Source organism: Paenibacillus sp. MAHUQ-45, from assembly GCF_058133325.1.
In genome coordinates this window covers 127389-145326 of record NZ_JBYUPV010000008.1, presented here as the reverse complement: position 1 = coordinate 145326, position 17938 = coordinate 127389, and the positions used below count along the sequence as shown (strand labels likewise).

Annotated in this window: 17 protein-coding genes and 1 pseudogene; 7 read left to right on the top strand and 11 right to left on the bottom strand. The window is 39.9% G+C overall.

Features of this window, described 5'->3' with window-relative positions; translation table 11 throughout:
• The first annotated feature begins 38 nt into the window (after nucleotides 1-38).
• The 3 genes from AC3Y23_RS18280 (at nucleotide 39) to AC3Y23_RS18270 (ending at nucleotide 2985) form a co-directional block, all read left to right on the top strand.
• Complete coding sequence (locus AC3Y23_RS18280) at nucleotides 39-1163, top strand: DegT/DnrJ/EryC1/StrS family aminotransferase (protein WP_379201537.1); 1125 nt, start codon at nucleotides 39-41, stop codon at nucleotides 1161-1163.
• Nucleotides 1164-1571: 408 nt separating this feature from the next.
• Nucleotides 1572-1868 (top strand): glycosyl hydrolase 2 galactose-binding domain-containing protein, encoded by a 297-nt coding sequence (locus AC3Y23_RS18275; protein WP_379201535.1) that lies wholly within the window; start codon nucleotides 1572-1574, stop codon nucleotides 1866-1868.
• A 358-nt stretch (nucleotides 1869-2226) separates the two neighbouring features.
• Nucleotides 2227-2985 (top strand): DUF6414 family protein, encoded by a 759-nt coding sequence (locus AC3Y23_RS18270; RefSeq protein WP_379201533.1) that lies wholly within the window; start codon nucleotides 2227-2229, stop codon nucleotides 2983-2985.
• Between the two features lie 133 nt (nucleotides 2986-3118).
• Here AC3Y23_RS18270 and AC3Y23_RS18265 read toward each other — a convergent pair whose 3' ends face one another.
• The 8 genes and pseudogenes from AC3Y23_RS18265 to AC3Y23_RS18230 all read right to left on the bottom strand — a co-directional run bounded on the left by AC3Y23_RS18265 (nucleotide 3119) and on the right by AC3Y23_RS18230 (nucleotide 10080).
• Nucleotides 3119-3904, bottom strand: a complete 786-nt coding sequence (locus AC3Y23_RS18265; RefSeq protein ID WP_379201531.1) for a hypothetical protein — start codon at nucleotides 3902-3904, stop codon at nucleotides 3119-3121.
• Between the two features lie 461 nt (nucleotides 3905-4365).
• Nucleotides 4366-5469, bottom strand: coding sequence for a hypothetical protein (locus tag AC3Y23_RS18260; RefSeq protein WP_379201529.1), 1104 nt, complete (start codon nucleotides 5467-5469; stop codon nucleotides 4366-4368).
• The gene (locus AC3Y23_RS18255; RefSeq protein ID WP_379201527.1) at nucleotides 5462-6301 is read right to left on the bottom strand and encodes a DUF5677 domain-containing protein; all 840 of its coding nucleotides are present in this window, start codon (nucleotides 6299-6301) and stop codon (nucleotides 5462-5464) included. The genes AC3Y23_RS18260 and AC3Y23_RS18255 overlap by 8 nt, the downstream gene beginning before the upstream one ends.
• Before the next feature lie 365 nt (nucleotides 6302-6666).
• The gene (locus AC3Y23_RS18250) at nucleotides 6667-6936 is read right to left on the bottom strand and encodes a hypothetical protein (protein ID WP_379201525.1); all 270 of its coding nucleotides are present in this window, start codon (nucleotides 6934-6936) and stop codon (nucleotides 6667-6669) included.
• A 256-nt stretch (nucleotides 6937-7192) separates the two neighbouring features.
• Nucleotides 7193-7336, bottom strand: a pseudogene (locus AC3Y23_RS18245) (aldo/keto reductase); the annotation flags it as partial.
• A 135-nt stretch (nucleotides 7337-7471) separates the two neighbouring features.
• The gene (locus AC3Y23_RS18240; RefSeq protein ID WP_379201523.1) at nucleotides 7472-8605 is read right to left on the bottom strand and encodes a DUF1648 domain-containing protein; all 1134 of its coding nucleotides are present in this window, start codon (nucleotides 8603-8605) and stop codon (nucleotides 7472-7474) included.
• Nucleotides 8606-9500: 895 nt separating this feature from the next.
• Nucleotides 9501-9851, bottom strand: a complete 351-nt coding sequence (locus AC3Y23_RS18235) for a DUF2178 domain-containing protein (RefSeq protein ID WP_379201887.1) — start codon at nucleotides 9849-9851, stop codon at nucleotides 9501-9503.
• Complete coding sequence (locus AC3Y23_RS18230; protein WP_379201521.1) at nucleotides 9841-10080, bottom strand: helix-turn-helix transcriptional regulator; 240 nt, start codon at nucleotides 10078-10080, stop codon at nucleotides 9841-9843. The genes AC3Y23_RS18235 and AC3Y23_RS18230 overlap by 11 nt, the downstream gene beginning before the upstream one ends.
• 211 nt (nucleotides 10081-10291) lie before the next feature.
• Between AC3Y23_RS18230 and AC3Y23_RS18225 the strand changes: the two genes are divergently transcribed.
• The 3 genes from AC3Y23_RS18225 (at nucleotide 10292) to AC3Y23_RS18215 (ending at nucleotide 13043) form a co-directional block, all read left to right on the top strand.
• Nucleotides 10292-11140: an AraC family transcriptional regulator gene (locus tag AC3Y23_RS18225; RefSeq protein ID WP_379201519.1), complete on the top strand. Its 849-nt coding sequence runs from the start codon at nucleotides 10292-10294 to the stop codon at nucleotides 11138-11140.
• Nucleotides 11137-11691, top strand: a complete 555-nt coding sequence (locus AC3Y23_RS18220; RefSeq protein WP_379201516.1) for a GNAT family N-acetyltransferase — start codon at nucleotides 11137-11139, stop codon at nucleotides 11689-11691. Before AC3Y23_RS18225 ends, AC3Y23_RS18220 begins: the two co-directional genes overlap by 4 nt.
• 140 nt (nucleotides 11692-11831) lie before the next feature.
• Nucleotides 11832-13043 carry a GNAT family N-acetyltransferase gene (locus AC3Y23_RS18215; RefSeq protein WP_379201514.1) on the top strand — a complete coding sequence of 404 codons (1212 nt, stop codon included), beginning with the start codon at nucleotides 11832-11834 and terminating at the stop codon, nucleotides 13041-13043.
• A gap of 114 nt (nucleotides 13044-13157) precedes the next feature.
• On the opposite strand, the gene AC3Y23_RS18210 is transcribed toward AC3Y23_RS18215, so the two are convergent.
• Complete coding sequence (locus AC3Y23_RS18210; RefSeq protein WP_379201512.1) at nucleotides 13158-14207, bottom strand: ROK family protein; 1050 nt, start codon at nucleotides 14205-14207, stop codon at nucleotides 13158-13160.
• A gap of 221 nt (nucleotides 14208-14428) precedes the next feature.
• On the opposite strand from AC3Y23_RS18210, the gene AC3Y23_RS18205 reads away from it, so the two are divergent.
• On the top strand, nucleotides 14429-15016 hold the full coding sequence (locus AC3Y23_RS18205; RefSeq protein WP_379201510.1) for a sugar O-acetyltransferase: 588 nt from the start codon (nucleotides 14429-14431) through the stop codon (nucleotides 15014-15016).
• Nucleotides 15017-15967: 951 nt separating this feature from the next.
• On the opposite strand, the gene AC3Y23_RS18200 is transcribed toward AC3Y23_RS18205, so the two are convergent.
• Nucleotides 15968-16942 carry a hypothetical protein gene (locus AC3Y23_RS18200; RefSeq protein WP_379201508.1) on the bottom strand — a complete coding sequence of 325 codons (975 nt, stop codon included), beginning with the start codon at nucleotides 16940-16942 and terminating at the stop codon, nucleotides 15968-15970.
• Nucleotides 16943-16967: 25 nt separating this feature from the next.
• Nucleotides 16968-17888, bottom strand: a complete 921-nt coding sequence (cysK, locus tag AC3Y23_RS18195; protein WP_379201506.1) for a cysteine synthase A — start codon at nucleotides 17886-17888, stop codon at nucleotides 16968-16970.
• Between the last annotated feature and the right edge of the window lie 50 nt (nucleotides 17889-17938).

The following is a 17938-nucleotide window of genomic DNA, read 5'->3' as shown; positions in this document are numbered from 1 at the left end:
CGACAAAGTATTGGGTTTGGAAAGGGGCTCTTTCATTAATGGGTAGAATTCAACTATTTAAACCGGTATACCGGGTGGAAGAGTGTTTGGACGGGATACGGGAGTGCCTCGAAAAAGGTTGGACGGGATTGGGATACAAAACGGTTGAGTTTGAAGAGCAGTGGAAAAAGTATACAGGATTACCGCAAGCTCACTATGTAAATTCGGCGACCTCCGGACTTCACTTGGCTATCAAAGTATTAAAAGAGAATTATGGTTGGAAAGACGGAGATGAAATCATTTCGACACCATTGACCTTTATTGCGACCAACCAAAGCATATTGTATGAACATCTAAATGTCATTTTTGCAGATGTGGATCAGTATTTATGCCTAGATCCCGATGATGTGGAAAAGAAGATTACCGCCCGAACCCGAGCAGTTATGTTTGTAGGTTTGGGCGGGAACACTGGCCAGTATAAAAGGATTGTAGAACTTTGTGCTAAATATAGGTTGAGCTTAATTCTTGACGCAGCCCATATGGCGGGCACTCAGCTTGACGGAGTCGTTCCTGGAAAAGAAGCGGATGCCGTAGTCTACTCTTTTCAAGCGGTAAAGAATCTGCCAACCGCAGATTCCGGCATGATTTGTTTGCGTGAACCTGAACATGATCTCTTATGCAGAAAGCTTTCATGGATGGGAATCGATAAAGATACTTACAGCAGATCTCAGGGGAACTATAAATGGATGTACGAAATCGGAGATGTGGGGTACAAATATCACGGGAACTCGATTATGGCTGCAATAGGTTTGGTTCAACTCAAATATCTGGATGAAGACAATGCCTATAGAAGAAAAGTTTCCGACTGGTACGATGCCTGTTTTGCGCAAGCCAAGGACAAGGTGAGACCCATTCCGGTGGCAGAGGGCTGCCTTTCCTCAAGACACTTGTATGTTATTGAAGTGAATCACAGAGATGAACTGTTTGAACATTTGAATCATGAGGGGATCTATCCGGGCGTCCATTACCGCGACAATACGGAATACAATATCTTTGCTTCGTCGGCCAACACTTGTCCAAATGCAGGAAGATTGAGTCATACCATTATCTCTTTACCTTTGCATTTGGAAATGACCCAAACAGATGTAGAAACCATCGCTTCCATCATTTTGAACTATTCATAATCCATCCCGTATGCCTTTCCTGGGAAGATAACCATCATGATGATACATTTACTAACGGAAACTATACTAGAAACGGCTGTCAGTGGGCAGCCGTTATTATTTTAGCACATGTGAACAATGCCAGCAGGAATGGACTCTGAGCATTGCGGACTATCACTCAGCGGAAATACCGATTTTCGTAAGTCCATCGACAGGCTTGCCGCCCTGGTTCAGGTGGTTAAGCACCCATTTTATTGACACAGTTCTTTTTCTTTATCCTCTCCGGACTTTTGACCTCCTTCTTTCCCCATCTGTTCTTATCCCCCATTTCTTTGCCCGAGCTGGTACGGCAATCCCGCATGCACGAATGCAGCGTTCGCGCTGCGGTAACGGGCGATATAGCCTTGGTTGACGAATGGACAATGGAGAATGAAAGACCTTACGGAGACGAGTTGGCTTGAAGCTTCTGTACCCGGTTCCGTTATGAATGACCTTTTAAATGCGAAAGCAATTGAAGACCCGTTCTACAGGGATAATAAAGAGGACAGCTATTTCCCGCTCGCATTGAACGATTACGAATATGTGCGCACCTTCACGGTCGATCCTGACTTACTTAGCCACGATAGGCTGGAGTTGTGTTGCGAAGGGTTGGACACGCTGGCCGTGGAAATTAACGGTCAATTGCTCGGCAAATCAAATAACATGATCGGACTTATGTGTCCTTAAAACGGTTATTGTCTCTCATTTCGTAATGTACATAACGGAACTTTCTTTTTTCTTATCCGATTGTTACGAAAATCTTAAGAACTGTTCGACTGCCACAAAGGAACATAACGAACCACGCAAAAAAAGCCCGGGCGTGGGTGAGCGCTTGAACTGTTTATAAATAGAGATAACGGCATATATGGAACATCTGATTTCGTCACTGCCAGTGCCAGCCATGTGATCTACCACGGTTGGTCATTTACATACCCATATTCCTTTGACAAGAAACTACAATGACGCTATCCTTATAAATAGAAGATATTGGATGTAGCTGGATTTGGAATTATCAATAAAGCAAGGTCCAAGGAGGGAAATGTCGTTGTTTGGAACCATACTCTACTTAAATAAGAAATTGATAAATGAATTCAGAGCAATAGCTACAAAGTTACCTAATGTTAAACAAGAAAACACAAAAGTCACTACTGAAAGATCGGCTAGTGGCAAGGCCTCTCTTTTGTCTGCCAGCGCTAAATCAACTGAATCCTACGATGCAATAATTGAAGAAAACCTTCTACTCGAATGTCGAAATTTCGAAAAAACACTCACGGATAATCAATACTATCATGATTACGTTGAATCCGAGGAATTCAATGATATTAGTACAGAAAGTCAGGGGACTATCGTTAAGTTTAAAGGGTATATCTCTGTACCTGAAGCTTTTGACCTCACACAACTTATTATCCAAATGAAACCGATGCTCCTTGATTCTATATCTCGTGATATGGAACCGACTGAACAAGAAGCCTTCAGAACCTTTTTTAGTAAAAAAGATGCGAAAGTTCCTTTACTAATTGAATCTGACGATGCATTATTATGCTCCAAAATTGAATCGCAGTATTTAGAAGTAGAATATGCTGAACTAGAGGACAGTGACGCAATTGAGGTAACAGTTCTAGCCAAGGTTAATTCGAACTCCCTTGTTCCAAAAAGCAAGGCACTATTTGATCCACTTAAAGATTTCATACCTTTGAACAGAACAATGCGGAGATCAATGGAAAAAGACCGTCCTAGAGAATTGCAAGCAATCTGGGTAGATCAAGACTACAAATCAGTAGATATTATTGCAATGTATAGATAGAATTAATTACAGTCTAACCCCATATAAATTCCAGAAAACATTTCAATTCTAATAATTAGAGAAGCTCCTGCTGTTCGTAGGAGCCTCTCCTCAATCTAGTCCAACATATATCTCGTCAGCAACTTAGCGATATTTAAACAGATAGATTTTGTAAGAACCGAATAAACTCTACTGCCGCTCCACTAATGAATACAAAGATAATCCCAAAAAAAATAATATCACCTTTAATCAAAGTCTTAATGTGTTGAAGGGGTTTGTTTGCTAGTATCTCATAGATTAATTTTAAGTAAGTAAACAAATAAAATACTATCATTATTAATCCACCAATTTGAAACGTTAAAAAAAGCGATGCATTGGGATTACTGCTATGAAGGTCCCATAATGTTTTAGGTGCAGAACTCACTTCAATTTCACTAAATTTACTTAATGCATTATTAAGTTGATCTGGTGGGTATATCGGATGACTAGATAGAATAATTAGCCCAGACAGGATAACCCAAACCAATAGTATGTAAACTTTATATCCTTTTGAAAGAGAAGCTTTCAGAGTAACTACCAACAAAGCTGTCAACACCCCAACTATCATAACTACAGAAGATATGCCGATAATAAGAGTTCTAAATTTAACATAGTAAAATATCAGTATCGCTGACACAACTAGTGCTGCAATTCCACCAACAATTTTCATAGCTGTGTCATCATCTTGATTAATTTGCTTGGGCTGGGCTACTGGGGTATCAGTAGCATAATTGTGATTTTCATATATAGTCTTACGTTTATCAACGATCTTTGTATGATTAAAACTACCATTAATATTGCTATTATGACTGTTCCTATGACTTACTTTATTTACTGTAACCAACAAGCCAATACATGAGATAACGATACTTATTATACCTAACCACGTACTTAAATCCATTCATGTCCCTCCGATTACTTCTTTATTCGTTAGAAGTTATAATATCCTATTCCTTTAGGGGAATCCAAAAATTTTTCCCAATTTCGACAAATGATAAGACCCTACCAACGGCAGGAACCTCATATCAATCTAGTTCTATATACCTTACCCAATTACCTTATCAGAATCCACCAAACCATCAATCTCGACACCCATCGTACCAATGAACTGGCCAATCCGTATTTTCTTTTGTCGGACTGTAGCTTGGGTTAAACACCTTGCGCCAGTTTAGGATATGTTGCAAAATAGTAAAGCCCAAACGGTAATATGTTCGGACTCTAATAGGTAAATGCGGCTCCAATATGCTATTTCCTAACCAACAACACACAGCTCTCCACATGTGTTGAGTAGACAGTGTTGAACAAATGTATATGTTATGCCTATCACCCAGCCACTACTATTGGCTCTTTTTGTTTTCTTAATTATGCAGGTAAAAGTGATGAACATTCCTCTTGTATTAGTGAAGCAATTTCACTGACTTGCAAATCAAAAACGCTTTCCCCCTTACTCCGAGACTTTTCAATCACAGAATCGATAATACGATTCTCGGAAAAATAGGAATGATAATCAGAAAATGTAATGGAGGAAAAATCATAATTCCCGTACATCTTTTGAAATATATAAGCTATGGTAGTCTGTTCTAAGAGGGTAACAGCTACTTTATCTTCCGATATCATTGGATACGTAAGTAATAAATAATTAAATACTACATCTGATCTAACAAATGGAATTAATTTGTATGAAATAGCTATTAGAATAATATCCATGATTTGCATGAAAAACTGCCCTATTGCCATTAAAAAAATCTCTGCATCCCCCATCCTTTGTCTTAAAACATCAAGAGACAGAGTATCATTTAAATTCATTTCAATTCGTTCTTGCAGAGAAATAGAGACATCACTCTCATCATTGAGGATTAATTTATCAAGTAAATCTGCTCTGATATCTTGTTGTATCTCCATAAGGGAATGATATTTATCTAAAAATTCTTCCTCTGTTGCACAGGGGTTAACAAAAAGGCTTGAGATAAACGAGTAAGAGCTTTTCTTCAAAAAAGCCATACGATCTTCTTGATCTTCCGAAAAGATATCATCCAAAGGTAGAACTATGAAATAGTTCGAGTACTCTGATAGGACATTTATGCAATCATTTACAACCTTGACTAAGTAATCCCTTACTCTCTTTTGTTTAATCGCAGTGCTTTCGATTAAAAAGAAAGTTCTCATTTTCGAGACAGGATCTGTAAATATACGATATTGCCCACAAGGTGCGAATTCATAGTGCCCATCATTTTTCAGATCAATATACATTGCTCCAGCAAGAAAACTACACTTATCATCTGTACTTATCTTCTTTAGAAAAAAGTCAATTATCTCATGTTTTCTACGCCAAAAAAGTGATACTTCCTCAAAGAAATATGCCAGTTCATTGTTTGTGGTTTCTTCATCCATTAAGCAATCGACATATTTACTTATCAGGTCTAAATATTCCTTTTGAATCTTAATGATCGGCTTCAATTCAATCATCTAGACCACCATACTTATCTATAAAGAAGTCTGGAAATTCATAAAATGAAGATAACTGATTAAATAGTTTCTTCAGAACATACTCACAGTCATGTTCCACGCTTCTAAGTTTCTGCTCAAAAGTAATGTCGGGGACAGTATGATATTTATGAGAAGGATTATCACAAAAAATCATCGCACTTTCTCTAATAGCCCCCCATAATCCATGAGTGAAGTTAGTATCATATTCATAATAAAGATCGTAAAGATCATTTTCACCAATGGCTTCAAATTTCTTTCTTACATTTTGATTATCAAATAGCCTTGTGTCCATATTAGTGAATTCTTCGTCTTTATCTTCGTTAAGCAATGCTTCTAGTACAGGAAGTGCAAAGTGGTGTTTTTCGAGGTCTGGTTCAACTTCTCTAGCTTTGAGAATTACATATTTATACTTACCTATTCCGTATTCCTTAAAAGCCTTCCAAATGTCTGGTTGGTCTTGTTCTTTTAACGACATATATTTTAAAGTCACATACACTTCTGTAATAGTCCTTAAGGCATTTCTACCTAAGATTCCATCTCCAATTTGACTTTCAATCACTTCTTTATAAATTTTCAGTGCATAAGTTGCTATACCCAAGCAGACAGAAAATTTCTCGTCCGTAAGTAGCGATTCTTTATTATTAGCCATTAAGTAATCGATAGTATTAACGGCATCCTCTAAAAAAGACATACTTCCACCTACCTGTTCACCATAATCAATAATAAAAGTTCTACACTTTGTTAATAACCCAAGACTATGCCAAAATTGTTTTGCGAAATCTCCGTTATCTTCTCTAAATCTTAAAGCCATTTCAGATGATCTAATTAGCGGGCGATACAATCTCATTTCTGGATGGTCATGAGATAGTTTAGGATACTCAACTAATGCCTTTGTTATTTCCATTCCTCTAGCAAAATGAATACGATCAGCGAAAACGTTAAACCATAAAATTAGAAACCTAATATCTGTGGCTTCATTTGTTTGATGGAATAGATTTTTTTTAATTACATTTTGTAGGGTACTAGTTTTTTCATCTATTGATGTTTCGCAGTCTGAAAAATACTTATAAAAGAGAGCATATTTATCTGTACGGTATATTATTGTTAGAGGGGATAATACATCTCTAGTAGCCCATTTACATATTACTTCGTAGTAAGTCCTCTGCTTTTTAGGTTCTAGCTCAAAATCTTCGATAGAACAGGAATGCTCAATTCCTTATCAATCTTCGATAATTCCCCTGCAATGCTGCCAACTAAATTTAGTCCATCTTCCCTGCCGTAATGCTCTAGAATCAATGCCAACCATAAATATTCTGGTAACCACTCAATAGCCCATGGAGATAAAGAAAGCTGATCTCCTAAACTGCTATTAAATGGTGGATATAATACGCCTTTTTTGAATGAATGATCAGAGAGTTTACTGAATTGCTTCCCCATACCTATCACATCACAATCGTATTAATTAAGTAACTTTCAACTAAATCCCTTGAATGCCATTTCAACATCTCACGATATAATATTTCGACATATAATTCCAATATCCTCCACGATAATAGGATATCTAAACCAAATCCAGATTGAAATGTTATGTTTGCTAATACATCTTATTATAAAAAGCTAGTCTCTTGTTGCTCCTATAAAAAAGCTTCCGCCAAAACATCAGCAGAAGCTTATTTGAAAAAATTTATTCAAGCGAACATCCCATCAATGGCACCTTCAATCCCCTCGCCAAAATAGCACCTTCTGCTATCTGATCCGCCGTCCACTCACTTATCCCGACATAGAGAACCTTACCTTGACGCACCAGATCCGAAAAAGCCAAGAAGGTCTCTTCAAGGGATACTGTTGCTGCTGTTACAAAAAGAATTCAACGAGCTAAGAAGAAAATGAAAGGCTATATACAGAATCTTAATGTGGATGGCGTCTAATTTGGAAGCGAAAAGATATTTATTTGTTGAAAGCTAGAATACTCCGGTGAGTACTAACCTCTAAGCCTTGTTACCACAACTAACAGTACAATAATTCCGAGCAAAATCAGCCAGCTTACTGGGTGACCGAAATTTAATCCCCAGCCGACTCCGAACCTTTTCTCGACGATTAGGTTTGGATCCTTACGATTGAAATAAATCATACCTAACAGCCATTTATCATCATCATGGACAGGTCTGACATTGGAGTAATCGGCAGATCGCTCCAAGCGGCTTCCGCCCTGACCAGCCCAGAACGATAAGGCAAAGGCGTATAGGATGATAAAGGCTATTATGATTAGGATAATGGGGATAGCCACATTGATGTTAAGCAGAGATATCATGTTTAGTTGCACGACGGAAAACAGGATAACTAATAAGAAGCTTGCTGTAATCATAAAATATGACCAAGTACGGCGGAAAGTTACGTCTTGTCTAATGGAACGGTTCGGATCAGTGGGTTGAACCTGCTGCTTCACTCTGCGAATACTCCAATTCTCAAATATGAACAAAAGTGTTATGAACACTTGTATTATCGTAGGTATAAATACAAAACTATAAGATTTAGCTGCATAGCGGTCTACGTTCCAACTGCTGTTGTAATGGATCGGAATTTGATCAGGAATCAGATCGTAGTTACGTAGCACAGTTACAATACTAACAACAATAATTAAAACATGAATGAGGAACCAATTATTGGACAAGCCAATGTTTCTTTTCCGAAAACCAGTGTCCACTGCCATGATTGATGGTTCCTGAGCAATCGGCAGCATAGGTAGTAAATTTTTCATTTTGAAATGATTGCTAATGTTTATGAATAGGGAGATTACAACCATGGCGAGTGAATAAGTGACAATGATCCAACTTTGTTGCTTGGAATGTTCATCACCGTATATTAGGCAGATGATACAAACAATGAATAGGATGGTATGCAAGGTGGCACTAATCCTAGCATATGACTTCCGCATCTGGCGCAGAGGCTCACTGTGGAATTGTACAGCGCTGACGGTGACCCCAAAACTAATCGTCTCTCTTGTTAAATAAGGCATGCTTACCATGAGTACAATGGTAGGTACAAATACAAAGATCATTACTATAACAGGCATTATCGTTATATCATTCGCCTCCTCTTGCAATTCATTTTCCAACTTATCTAGATCCATAATTTTACTAGTTTCTAATTAACGAACGCATGATTGAGAACAAAACTAATACCCTATTATTACTGCCCCCAAAGAGATCACCCACAGTAATGGAATTGCGCTAATAAGAAAAATATTTAGTGATTTTACCTTTTTCTTTAATAGCCAAGACAAAATTGAACATATTACAACAGCAACAGGATACAAAGAAACTACAATCATTATCGATATACCCCATAATGAGATTCCATTATCAAATACCATAAAGGATAATCCCCAAATAAAAAACCAAGGAAGTAGAGACAATAAATACAAGCCTTGAATGATAATTAAGTATACTTTCATCGATTAATTCCTTTGTTATTATTTATTTTCTAGTCAAGCTTTTAAATTATATTCACGAAGTTCATAAATATAAGGAATGCAATTGATTAAACGAAATCATCGTGTTTAAATAACCTTTTTGAAGCATGTTTTTATTATACTATTAAATGGAAGAATATGACGATCACTAATCTTATATTTTCAAACAAAAAGCCTCCGCCAGTTTCTTTGGCTGAAGCTTCTTAATTAATTGATTCAAGCTAACATCCCATCAATGACAGGTTCGTATTCAACAACTAGCTATACCCTATCGATAAGAAGTGGACTTGTTGTCGATAGGATGATGTTTCCTTGGCTAATCTTTTGTGTAATTTTTGAATTACATAAATCAGATGTTTCTGAATATCCCCACCCAATCGCACCACCACATATAAAAAAGCCACCAATCATCATTCAAACACAGTGATTGGTGGCTTCTTATAATCATATATCATCAGTCTTGAACTTAAGCGAGTCCTAACTTCACCTCATCCAGCTCTTTTCAATCTATAGCTGAACCTCGCTCCTCGACCTTTCCTTATGTAAAATCCTTTTTATATCGGACAGCCAAGTAAATTCCACCAGCTAAAAAGGCCAGCGAATATTTGAACAAGAAAAAGATGTTCCACATATATTCTTTAGGAAAAATCACATCACATAGAACAATTGCCAACAGCATATAGTAACTGCTTTTCAAAAAGATTGTACTTGTCCGTTCGTCGTCTCGCCCAATCATCTTATAAAATACATAGAGCATAATCATACTACCCATGAGCAATAAAAAACCAACTCCAATGAGAATATTCCAATTTCCCGGAGAGTGTTCAGCCCAGGACTTTAAAGAGAGAAAAATTGCATCGTGGATACCTGAGAAAAATTTACTTATCATTTTGATCATTTCCTTTCTCATAAGTAAAAATATCATTTACATCAACGTTAAAAAATTTAGCAATTCGAAACGCTAACAACAGAGTCGGAACATAATTTCCTTTTTCCATGACGAAGATAGTTTGTTTGGAAACCCCAACTTCATCTGCTAATTCTTGCTGAGACATTCTGGCAAGTACACGATATTCATAAACCTTATTTGATATTGAATCACCAAAATCTTTCTTCATGACCATCACCTCTTGAATAAAATTATAAATTAACTTTTTATAAAAGTAAAGTTTACTTATACAAAAACAATAAATACATTTACTTTTGATTATATTGCTTTGATTGTGTAACAACCTAGCAATCCCCTTCTGGACAAAATCAGATTGAATTGGACAAACTTTCTAATAAAAACCTACTTATAATAACAGTAGAGAAAGGGAGAGAATTCAGATGGAACATGTAAGAATGATATCAGGAGTTTTGACAACGATTGAAGAACATCTGTACAGCCGGGATTTAACGCCTGAGTCCTTGGCGAAGCAATATTATACCAATGTCGCTGATTTGCAAAAGGTATTTCAAATACTAACCAACTTCACCATAGGTGAGTATATCCGCAATAGAAGGTTAAGTAATGCCAGTATCATTTTACAAAAGAATGATGCGCCTATCCTTGATATTGCGCTTGAAATTGGCTACGAGACACATGAGGCTTTCTCAAAAGCCTTCAAAAGATTTCATGGTATTTCGCCTAAAGAGGCTCGTACTGAAACCTGTGCTGACAAAATCAAATACTTTGGTCCTCTACATATTAAATTCAGTTTAGAAAATAGCCCCCCATTAGTAGGGAAGATAGAGCAATGTCCGACCATGTACTTCGTTGGCAAGATTATCGATGTTCCCACGGATAGCTTGGAGTATCTACCCATTATCGAGCATACATGGAAGCAAGAGATGAGACGAGGAACACTATATGATCTAAGCGACCAATATCACTCGGATGGGCTTACAGGTATTAGTCTTTCTGAAGACAAGGAAGCACTTCAATATGGGATAGGTATCCTTACACATCTTCCTCCTGAACCATTACCCATGTACGAAACAATAAAACTTGAAGCCAGGAGATGGGTTAAGTTCACTGTAAATGGCATCCACGATGAGGATTTCCGATTAGTTCGCAATCGGGTTTTAACAGAATGGCTGCCAATGTCGAGTCACTCCATCTCCATGCTGCCCGAGATTGAGTATTATCCAAATCTGGATGAGCAGTCTCCAGAAATATGGTTTCCTATATTATGAGCATTGAAAGAAAGGGATTTAACATGATGGAAAAGATAAACGAAACAATGATCGTGGATTTGAATGATCTTTACTTGGCGCAGGCAAAAGAATTGGTAGACCGGATTTTTGGTTACGATGATGAGGATGAAAACCCTTCACAAGAGTTGGAAGCGAGTCTTAGTCAAGAGCTGCTGTATCAATACCGTGATATGGTAGACGATCAGCTTCGTTCATTTCGATATTATGTAGCTGTTGATGGTAATCAGGTGAAGGGCATTATTGGGTTATACGAATTGGAGCATGATTATAAGAGTAATGATTGGGTAGGTTGGTTCTGTGTGGATAACCGCTTCAGGGGGCAGCAGATAGGTAAAAAACTACTTTTCCACGCGATTAATGAAGCACGTATCCGCGGCAAGCAAAATCTATGCCTGTATACATCCACACATGAGAATGAACGGGAAGCTCAAAAATTGTATGAGCAAAACCAATTTTATGTTACTCGTACAGTTCCTCGAAATGGATATGACTTATTGTATAGGCAAAAACACCTGACACATAATGATTAAAAGAGAAGTTCAGCCTGGACCAGTGGATGTATATTTACAACCTTTTTAATTCAAACTATAAACAAAATGTCCGCGTAAGACGCTAATGTTTAAACTAACACACCATTCAGACTGCCAGTTATTATAGAAAGGATATTTTTATGAGCAGGAAAAAACAGCTTAAAATGAAGAAGGTTGGCTTGGAGCATCTGAAGCAGTACAATCAGCTCCTTAGGTATGTTTTTCAGGTAACCTTTCGGGATTTATATCAGATTGGGTGGGAAGAAGATGAAATCATTCGTGCCAAATCGCCTGTTTTGGAGCAGGCTGATGTGCTCGGGTGGTTTGATGAAGACAAGTTGATCTCTCAGGTAGCCGTTTATCCCTTGCAAGTACGCATCTTTAATCAAACCTATGATATGGGCGGGTTAACTGGAGTTGGTACCTACCCGGAGTACGCTAACCAAGGGCTCATGCATAAACTTCTTTATCAATCGCTTGAAAATATGAAAAATCGGGGTCAGTCCATCTCCTTCCTCTATCCCTATTCGATACCTTATTATCGTAGAAAAGGCTGGGAGATTATTTCCGATAAGATCACATACGAAATTAATGATTATCAGCTGCCCAAGAATAAGCCGGTTCCTGGCGAAATCGAACGGACTACAGTAGAAAGCGAGCAAGTGAAAAAAGCCTATGAACGTTTTGCGCTTCAAACCCACGGTGCTTTGTTACGAAATGACTTGCTGTGGAATGAATATTGGCTGTGGGAATCAGATGATATCATGGCAGCTCTTTATTACAACACGGATGATCAGCCGGACGGCTATGTGCTCTATCGTATCTCAGATGAGATTTTTCATATCAAGGATATGATTTTTATCAACGAAGAAGCTCGTAGTGGTCTGTGGAATTTTATTAGTGCACATTTTTCCATGATCTCTAAAGTAAGGGGCAACACCTATACGGATGAACCATTAGCATTTTTGCTGGAGGATGCGGATATCAAAGAAACCATTTCTCCTTATTATATGGCTCGAATCGTAGACTTTAAGCCGTTCATCGCGCAATATCCCTTTAAACCGGATACCGTTGACCGAGAATGGACTTTTATGCTAGATGACCCTATGTTGTCTTGGAATCAAGGTGTATTCAAACTTAAGATCTCTGCCGCAGGCAAAGGCGAAGTTGTGCGAGTATCTGAGAAATGTAGCGATAAAATTGACATCCAGACTATGGTGACTATGCTATTGGGCTACAAACGTCCAAACTATCTACACAAAATCGGCCGTATGGCCTGCACCTCGGAAATCGTAGATATGCTTGAAGATGCTATTGAGCAGCGGATACCCTATTTCTCAGATTACTTTTAAATTTCAAAAACTTTTAGGATCAGTCTGCTTAAAATAATCGTACTAATGATTAGCCGATATATTAAAAAAACGCCTTATCAGGCGTTTTTCAATACATACTCTTCTCCAAATACGCTACCGTCGTCTCTCAACCAACTGCAAATTATAGCTCAAGCTTTCCAGCGTAACAGCAATTAATCCATTCATATAATGCTCATGCGGCTGATCTAACACGATAATTTGTGGCATATGCTCATCAGGAATGACACCCGAGCAACGTTGGTAGATCCCCTCAATATGCTCTTCTTTCGCCAAGTCTCCAGTTAACGCAATCGTCTCAGGGTTGATAACCGCAATGAGCGACATAATCGTCGTTGCTGCCAAAGACACAAATGTATCTTGTTGGTGCAGCCTGGCAAACTGCTCTTGACGCGAGATTCCAAAGGGTAGAAAGGATACCTCTCCCGCAAATTGAGTTGTGCCTCGATGAATATATCCGTCAATCATCATGCCCGATCCAGGAAAGTTATTCCTTGGGAAGGTGACCACTACAATGGTTTTGTCTTCTTCATAATCCTGCTTTTTATAAAAACCATAAACCGTCAGGTTCATATCGTTGTCGACGGTAACTTCGATCTCATACTTTTCTTTTAAACGTGACTCTAAAGGAACATTAATTAACTCATCTATGTCACAGACGTTAATGACCCCTTGGTGGACAAGACCTGGTATGCCAATGCCAACGGCCTTAATCTCAGGATGCTTGCTAATCAGCGATTCGATTACTTGCTCAATAACAGTGACATCAGCCAACTCCACAGCATGAAAGCCAGCATCCACCTGCTCACCCGCTAAGTTTGCTACCCTATAAGTTAAAGAATGCTGATCCCCTTCAGCACTAATATATATGCAAGCGATGTAAGCAAAGTTGGAATTATATATGAAGCGCTTCGCTGGTCTTCCCCCGTTAGGCTGCTCCATTTCAGTTTCGATCACTTCACCTGTTTCAAGAAATTCATTCAAAATATTGCCGCAAGTAGCAACACTTAAGCCTGTTGCGCTGGCAATCATAGATTTTGTGCCTTGCTTCATCATTTTTAGAGCTTGCTTGATTAGTTCCTGGTTAATTTTTTTAACGCGAATCGAATTGTTCGTGATCTGGCTAATTTTGCACACCTCTTTCATAGCTATTATCAAAAGTACACTGAGCTTTCCTACTTGCTTGTATGGAGAAATCTAGGTATCATGGTAACAAACCCTTTTAATAAATTACTTTTAATAACATTTTTAATAATTGAATATACTAATTCCCTTATCAAATGTCAAGTAAGAGTTACGGAATTACAAACTACTGAGTATTACTACATTTAAACCATAGATTGACCTTGGATGCCGGAGGAATAATTATGAACGAAAAAGAAAAAGCAAGCAAAGGATTGCTATATGATAACAACAATGATCCTTTACTTATTAGAGAAAGAACATATGCTAAGGATCTCTGTCACGATTACAATCAATTACGTCCCTCTAGCATAGATGAACGTAAAGCAGTAATTAAACAATTGGTCGGGAAAACGGGTAAGAACTTCCATATTGAACAACCATTCTGGTGTGATTACGGATATAACATTGAGCTTGGTGATAATTTCTATGCTAACCATAACTGCGTTATCTTAGATTGCGCCAAAGTAACGTTTGGAGATAATGTATTTATTGCCCCAAACTGTGGCTTTTACACCGCCGGTCATCCGTTAGATGTTGAACAACGTAACCAAGGCCTAGAATATGCTTACCCAATTACCGTCGGCAATAATGTGTGGTTTGGCGGGAATGTCGTTGTTCTGCCAGGAGTGACCATCGGTGATAATAGCGTCATCGGAGCAGGCAGTGTGATCAACCGCGATATCGCATCAGGCGTGATTGCTGCCGGGAATCCATGCAAAGTTATTAGAGCGATTACCGAAGATGATAAGAAGAAATATTGGAAAAGCTAGAGCCTATTAACCTACCGCAAAACCCTTTTTGAACAATTAAATCATGCTCATATCTATAAATAACAAATACCATTCATTTATTCGAATATATAAGATGCTGGACAGTGAAAAGTTCTACATCACTAAGAAGCCACAAAGCACAAGAAGTCAAGGTCCAACAGCAGCAGCGCTTGACCGAATCCTTCGCGGCTGCGTCCCCCTGTCCCATCCTTTGAGTGACATGGGAGGGGTTCCTGGCTCCTGGATCCTGACTCAGCGTCGGTTTGCTTCCAACCTCGTGAATACGGAAATAGGAGCATTTTTGCACCTTAATTTATCTACAAAGGATAGATAATTTCAATTAAGGGCATTTTTGTATGTTAATTCTTGCCGTACAGCTCCTTTTGAGGGAAAAGTAGGGAAATAAGGTGCAATAATGCCCTTATTTCCCTTTTTTACTCTAAAACGATCAATATAAGGTGCGAAAATGCCGTTATTTTAACCGTTGAATAGATGTTAAGTTCCCAATGTACTTCACAGTTCAGCCTGTTTCTCAGCCTGGCTCTCGGTAAGCTTCCAGTACATACTCAGTTAAGTGCGTTTTATACGGTGTTCGTGTATAAGCCGCATAGGCAGACACTGCTTTTGTAATGCATAGCAGGTTACGATTTTTCGACAAGGGCTTTTTGACTGTCCAGTAAGATGAACAAAAAGAAATTAACAATACGTGAGAAGGAACGAAAGGGGGAATTTGGAGCTATAGAAGAGAAAGCGTTCTCCTGAAAGTTTTTCCGCAGGAAAGCTCGCACCCGTAAGCACAAATTGTGCCCAGATTCCAACCGCTAGAAGCGGTTTATAAAGAAGGAATCTGGGCACAACAACGACCGGAAGTCCAAATATTCACTGAAGAGACGACGAGTCTTACGTTTATAATTTAAGTTTGTCTTATATAGCTAAAAATAATATTTGTTTTTATAAAGGAGAGGTATAACGCCCGTACTGAATGTCCAGTTCCTTGAATGTCGCCCCATGCTGATCCAGGAAAAAGGTATTGACCCCTTCCGCCCCCCACCAGTTGATCCCGAGGAGGACACCGTCTGCTTTTTGCGCAGCAAATAGCACTGAGAACATATCGGGAGTCACCTCTCCGCCATCATCCACCCGCCATACGGAGTAGTCGTCATCCTGAGCGACCGCGGGATAGTCCATAAAAGCAAGGGATTCCCCTTCTTTCAGCACAAGACTGAACAGCATATCTTTATCCTGCCGCACAAACTGGACAACATATAACTCGCGGTCCGGGGATAGATCAGCAATCTTCCCGATACTCTGAATTCCCCGCTTCTTGACTGCACTTATCGCTTTCTGTACGTCTTCACCTACTACTGGAGGGTTCGCGAAATCTTCATTGGCTGGTGTAACATCCAGTAAAGACTTAGTGTTGAAATCCGCTCCCGCAGTCAAATAATAGGTGGCATCGGGGAAGGCGTTTCCTTCCTCAACTGTGAAAAGGTATCCTGGCAAATGCGCAAAGTTATGAGCCATCTCCCGTCCAGTTCCCTCATCGCTGCCGGGCTGCCATTTCACGTACTTCACGCTCAGCACCTGACCGTTATTGCCGATCGCCCGATCCAGCAGTGATAGTGCCTTGTCCTGTCCCTCTTCCTGTGCGGTAACCAGAATCTGCTTGCCCTCCGCATCGGCAAATCCAAAATTCTCGGACAGCTTCCCAGTATCCAGAACCTCTGCGGTTCCGGCGTTCTCCGCAGTCGGGGAAGCTTCTGCCACAGGCTCCGGAGAAGCTGTCTGTGTAGCAGCTGGACTCGAAGACGCTTGCTGAGTAACATTCCCACCGCTTTGTGTGTTCCCTGTATGATTCACAGCAGAGCATCCCGCCAGCATCACTGCCAGCACTGCAGTAAGAGTCATCCCCGCAATTTTCTTCATTCCTATACCTCCGCCGTTAGTAGAATTAGAAAATCCCCATGCTCAGGTAGCGCTCACCGGTATCTGGAGCGATACATAGCACCCGCTTGCCTGGCTCGAGCCGCCGGGCTTCCCGCAGAGCAGTCCATACCGCCGCGCCACCGGACGGTCCGATTAGAATACCTTCCTGTGCTGCCAGTGATCTTACGATATCTAGAGCATCTTCATCCGCCACCTGCACAATTTCATCGTACACCTCAGTGTTGAGAATCGCAGGAACGAAGCCAGGGCTGGTACCAACCAGCTTATGCGGCCCCGGGGTACCGCCCGACAATACCGGTGATCCTTGAGGCTCCACCACAAGAATACGGATGTCCGGTAGCTCCTGGCGCAGCACTTCCCCGGTACCGGTGATGGTTCCGCCTGTACCTGAAGTGGCTACGAACACATCCAGTCGCCCTTCCATCTGCTCCAGAATCTCCGGCGCTGTCGTGATCCGGTGAATATCGGGATTAGCCTTATTCTCAAATTGTTGTGGAATAAAACTGTTCTCTATACTTCGGCCAAGCTCTAGCGCTTTGGCAATAGCGCCCGGCATCCGCTCCGCAGCGGGCGTTAACACAACCTCGGCACCATAGGCTTTTAGAATATTAATACGTTCCTTGGTCATGTTGTCCGGCATAATCAGAATGGCCTTATAGCCCTTCGCAGCTGCATTCATAGCGAGCCCAATGCCTGTATTCCCACTGGTCGGCTCAATAATCGTTCCGCCGGGCTTCAACAGTCCTGCTTGTTCCGCTTGCAGAATCAGGTTGTACGCGGCCCGGTCCTTGACACTTCCGCTGGGATTGAACATTTCCAGCTTGACATAAACCTCCGCATCCCCGGGTCCGGTAAGACGGTTCAGACGCACAACCGGCGTATCCCCGATCAGCTCAGTGATATTATTGACTATTTTTGGGGACATGGTGTAGCCTCCTCATTCCATTTCATTTCTTTTCCTTAACATTCCTATTC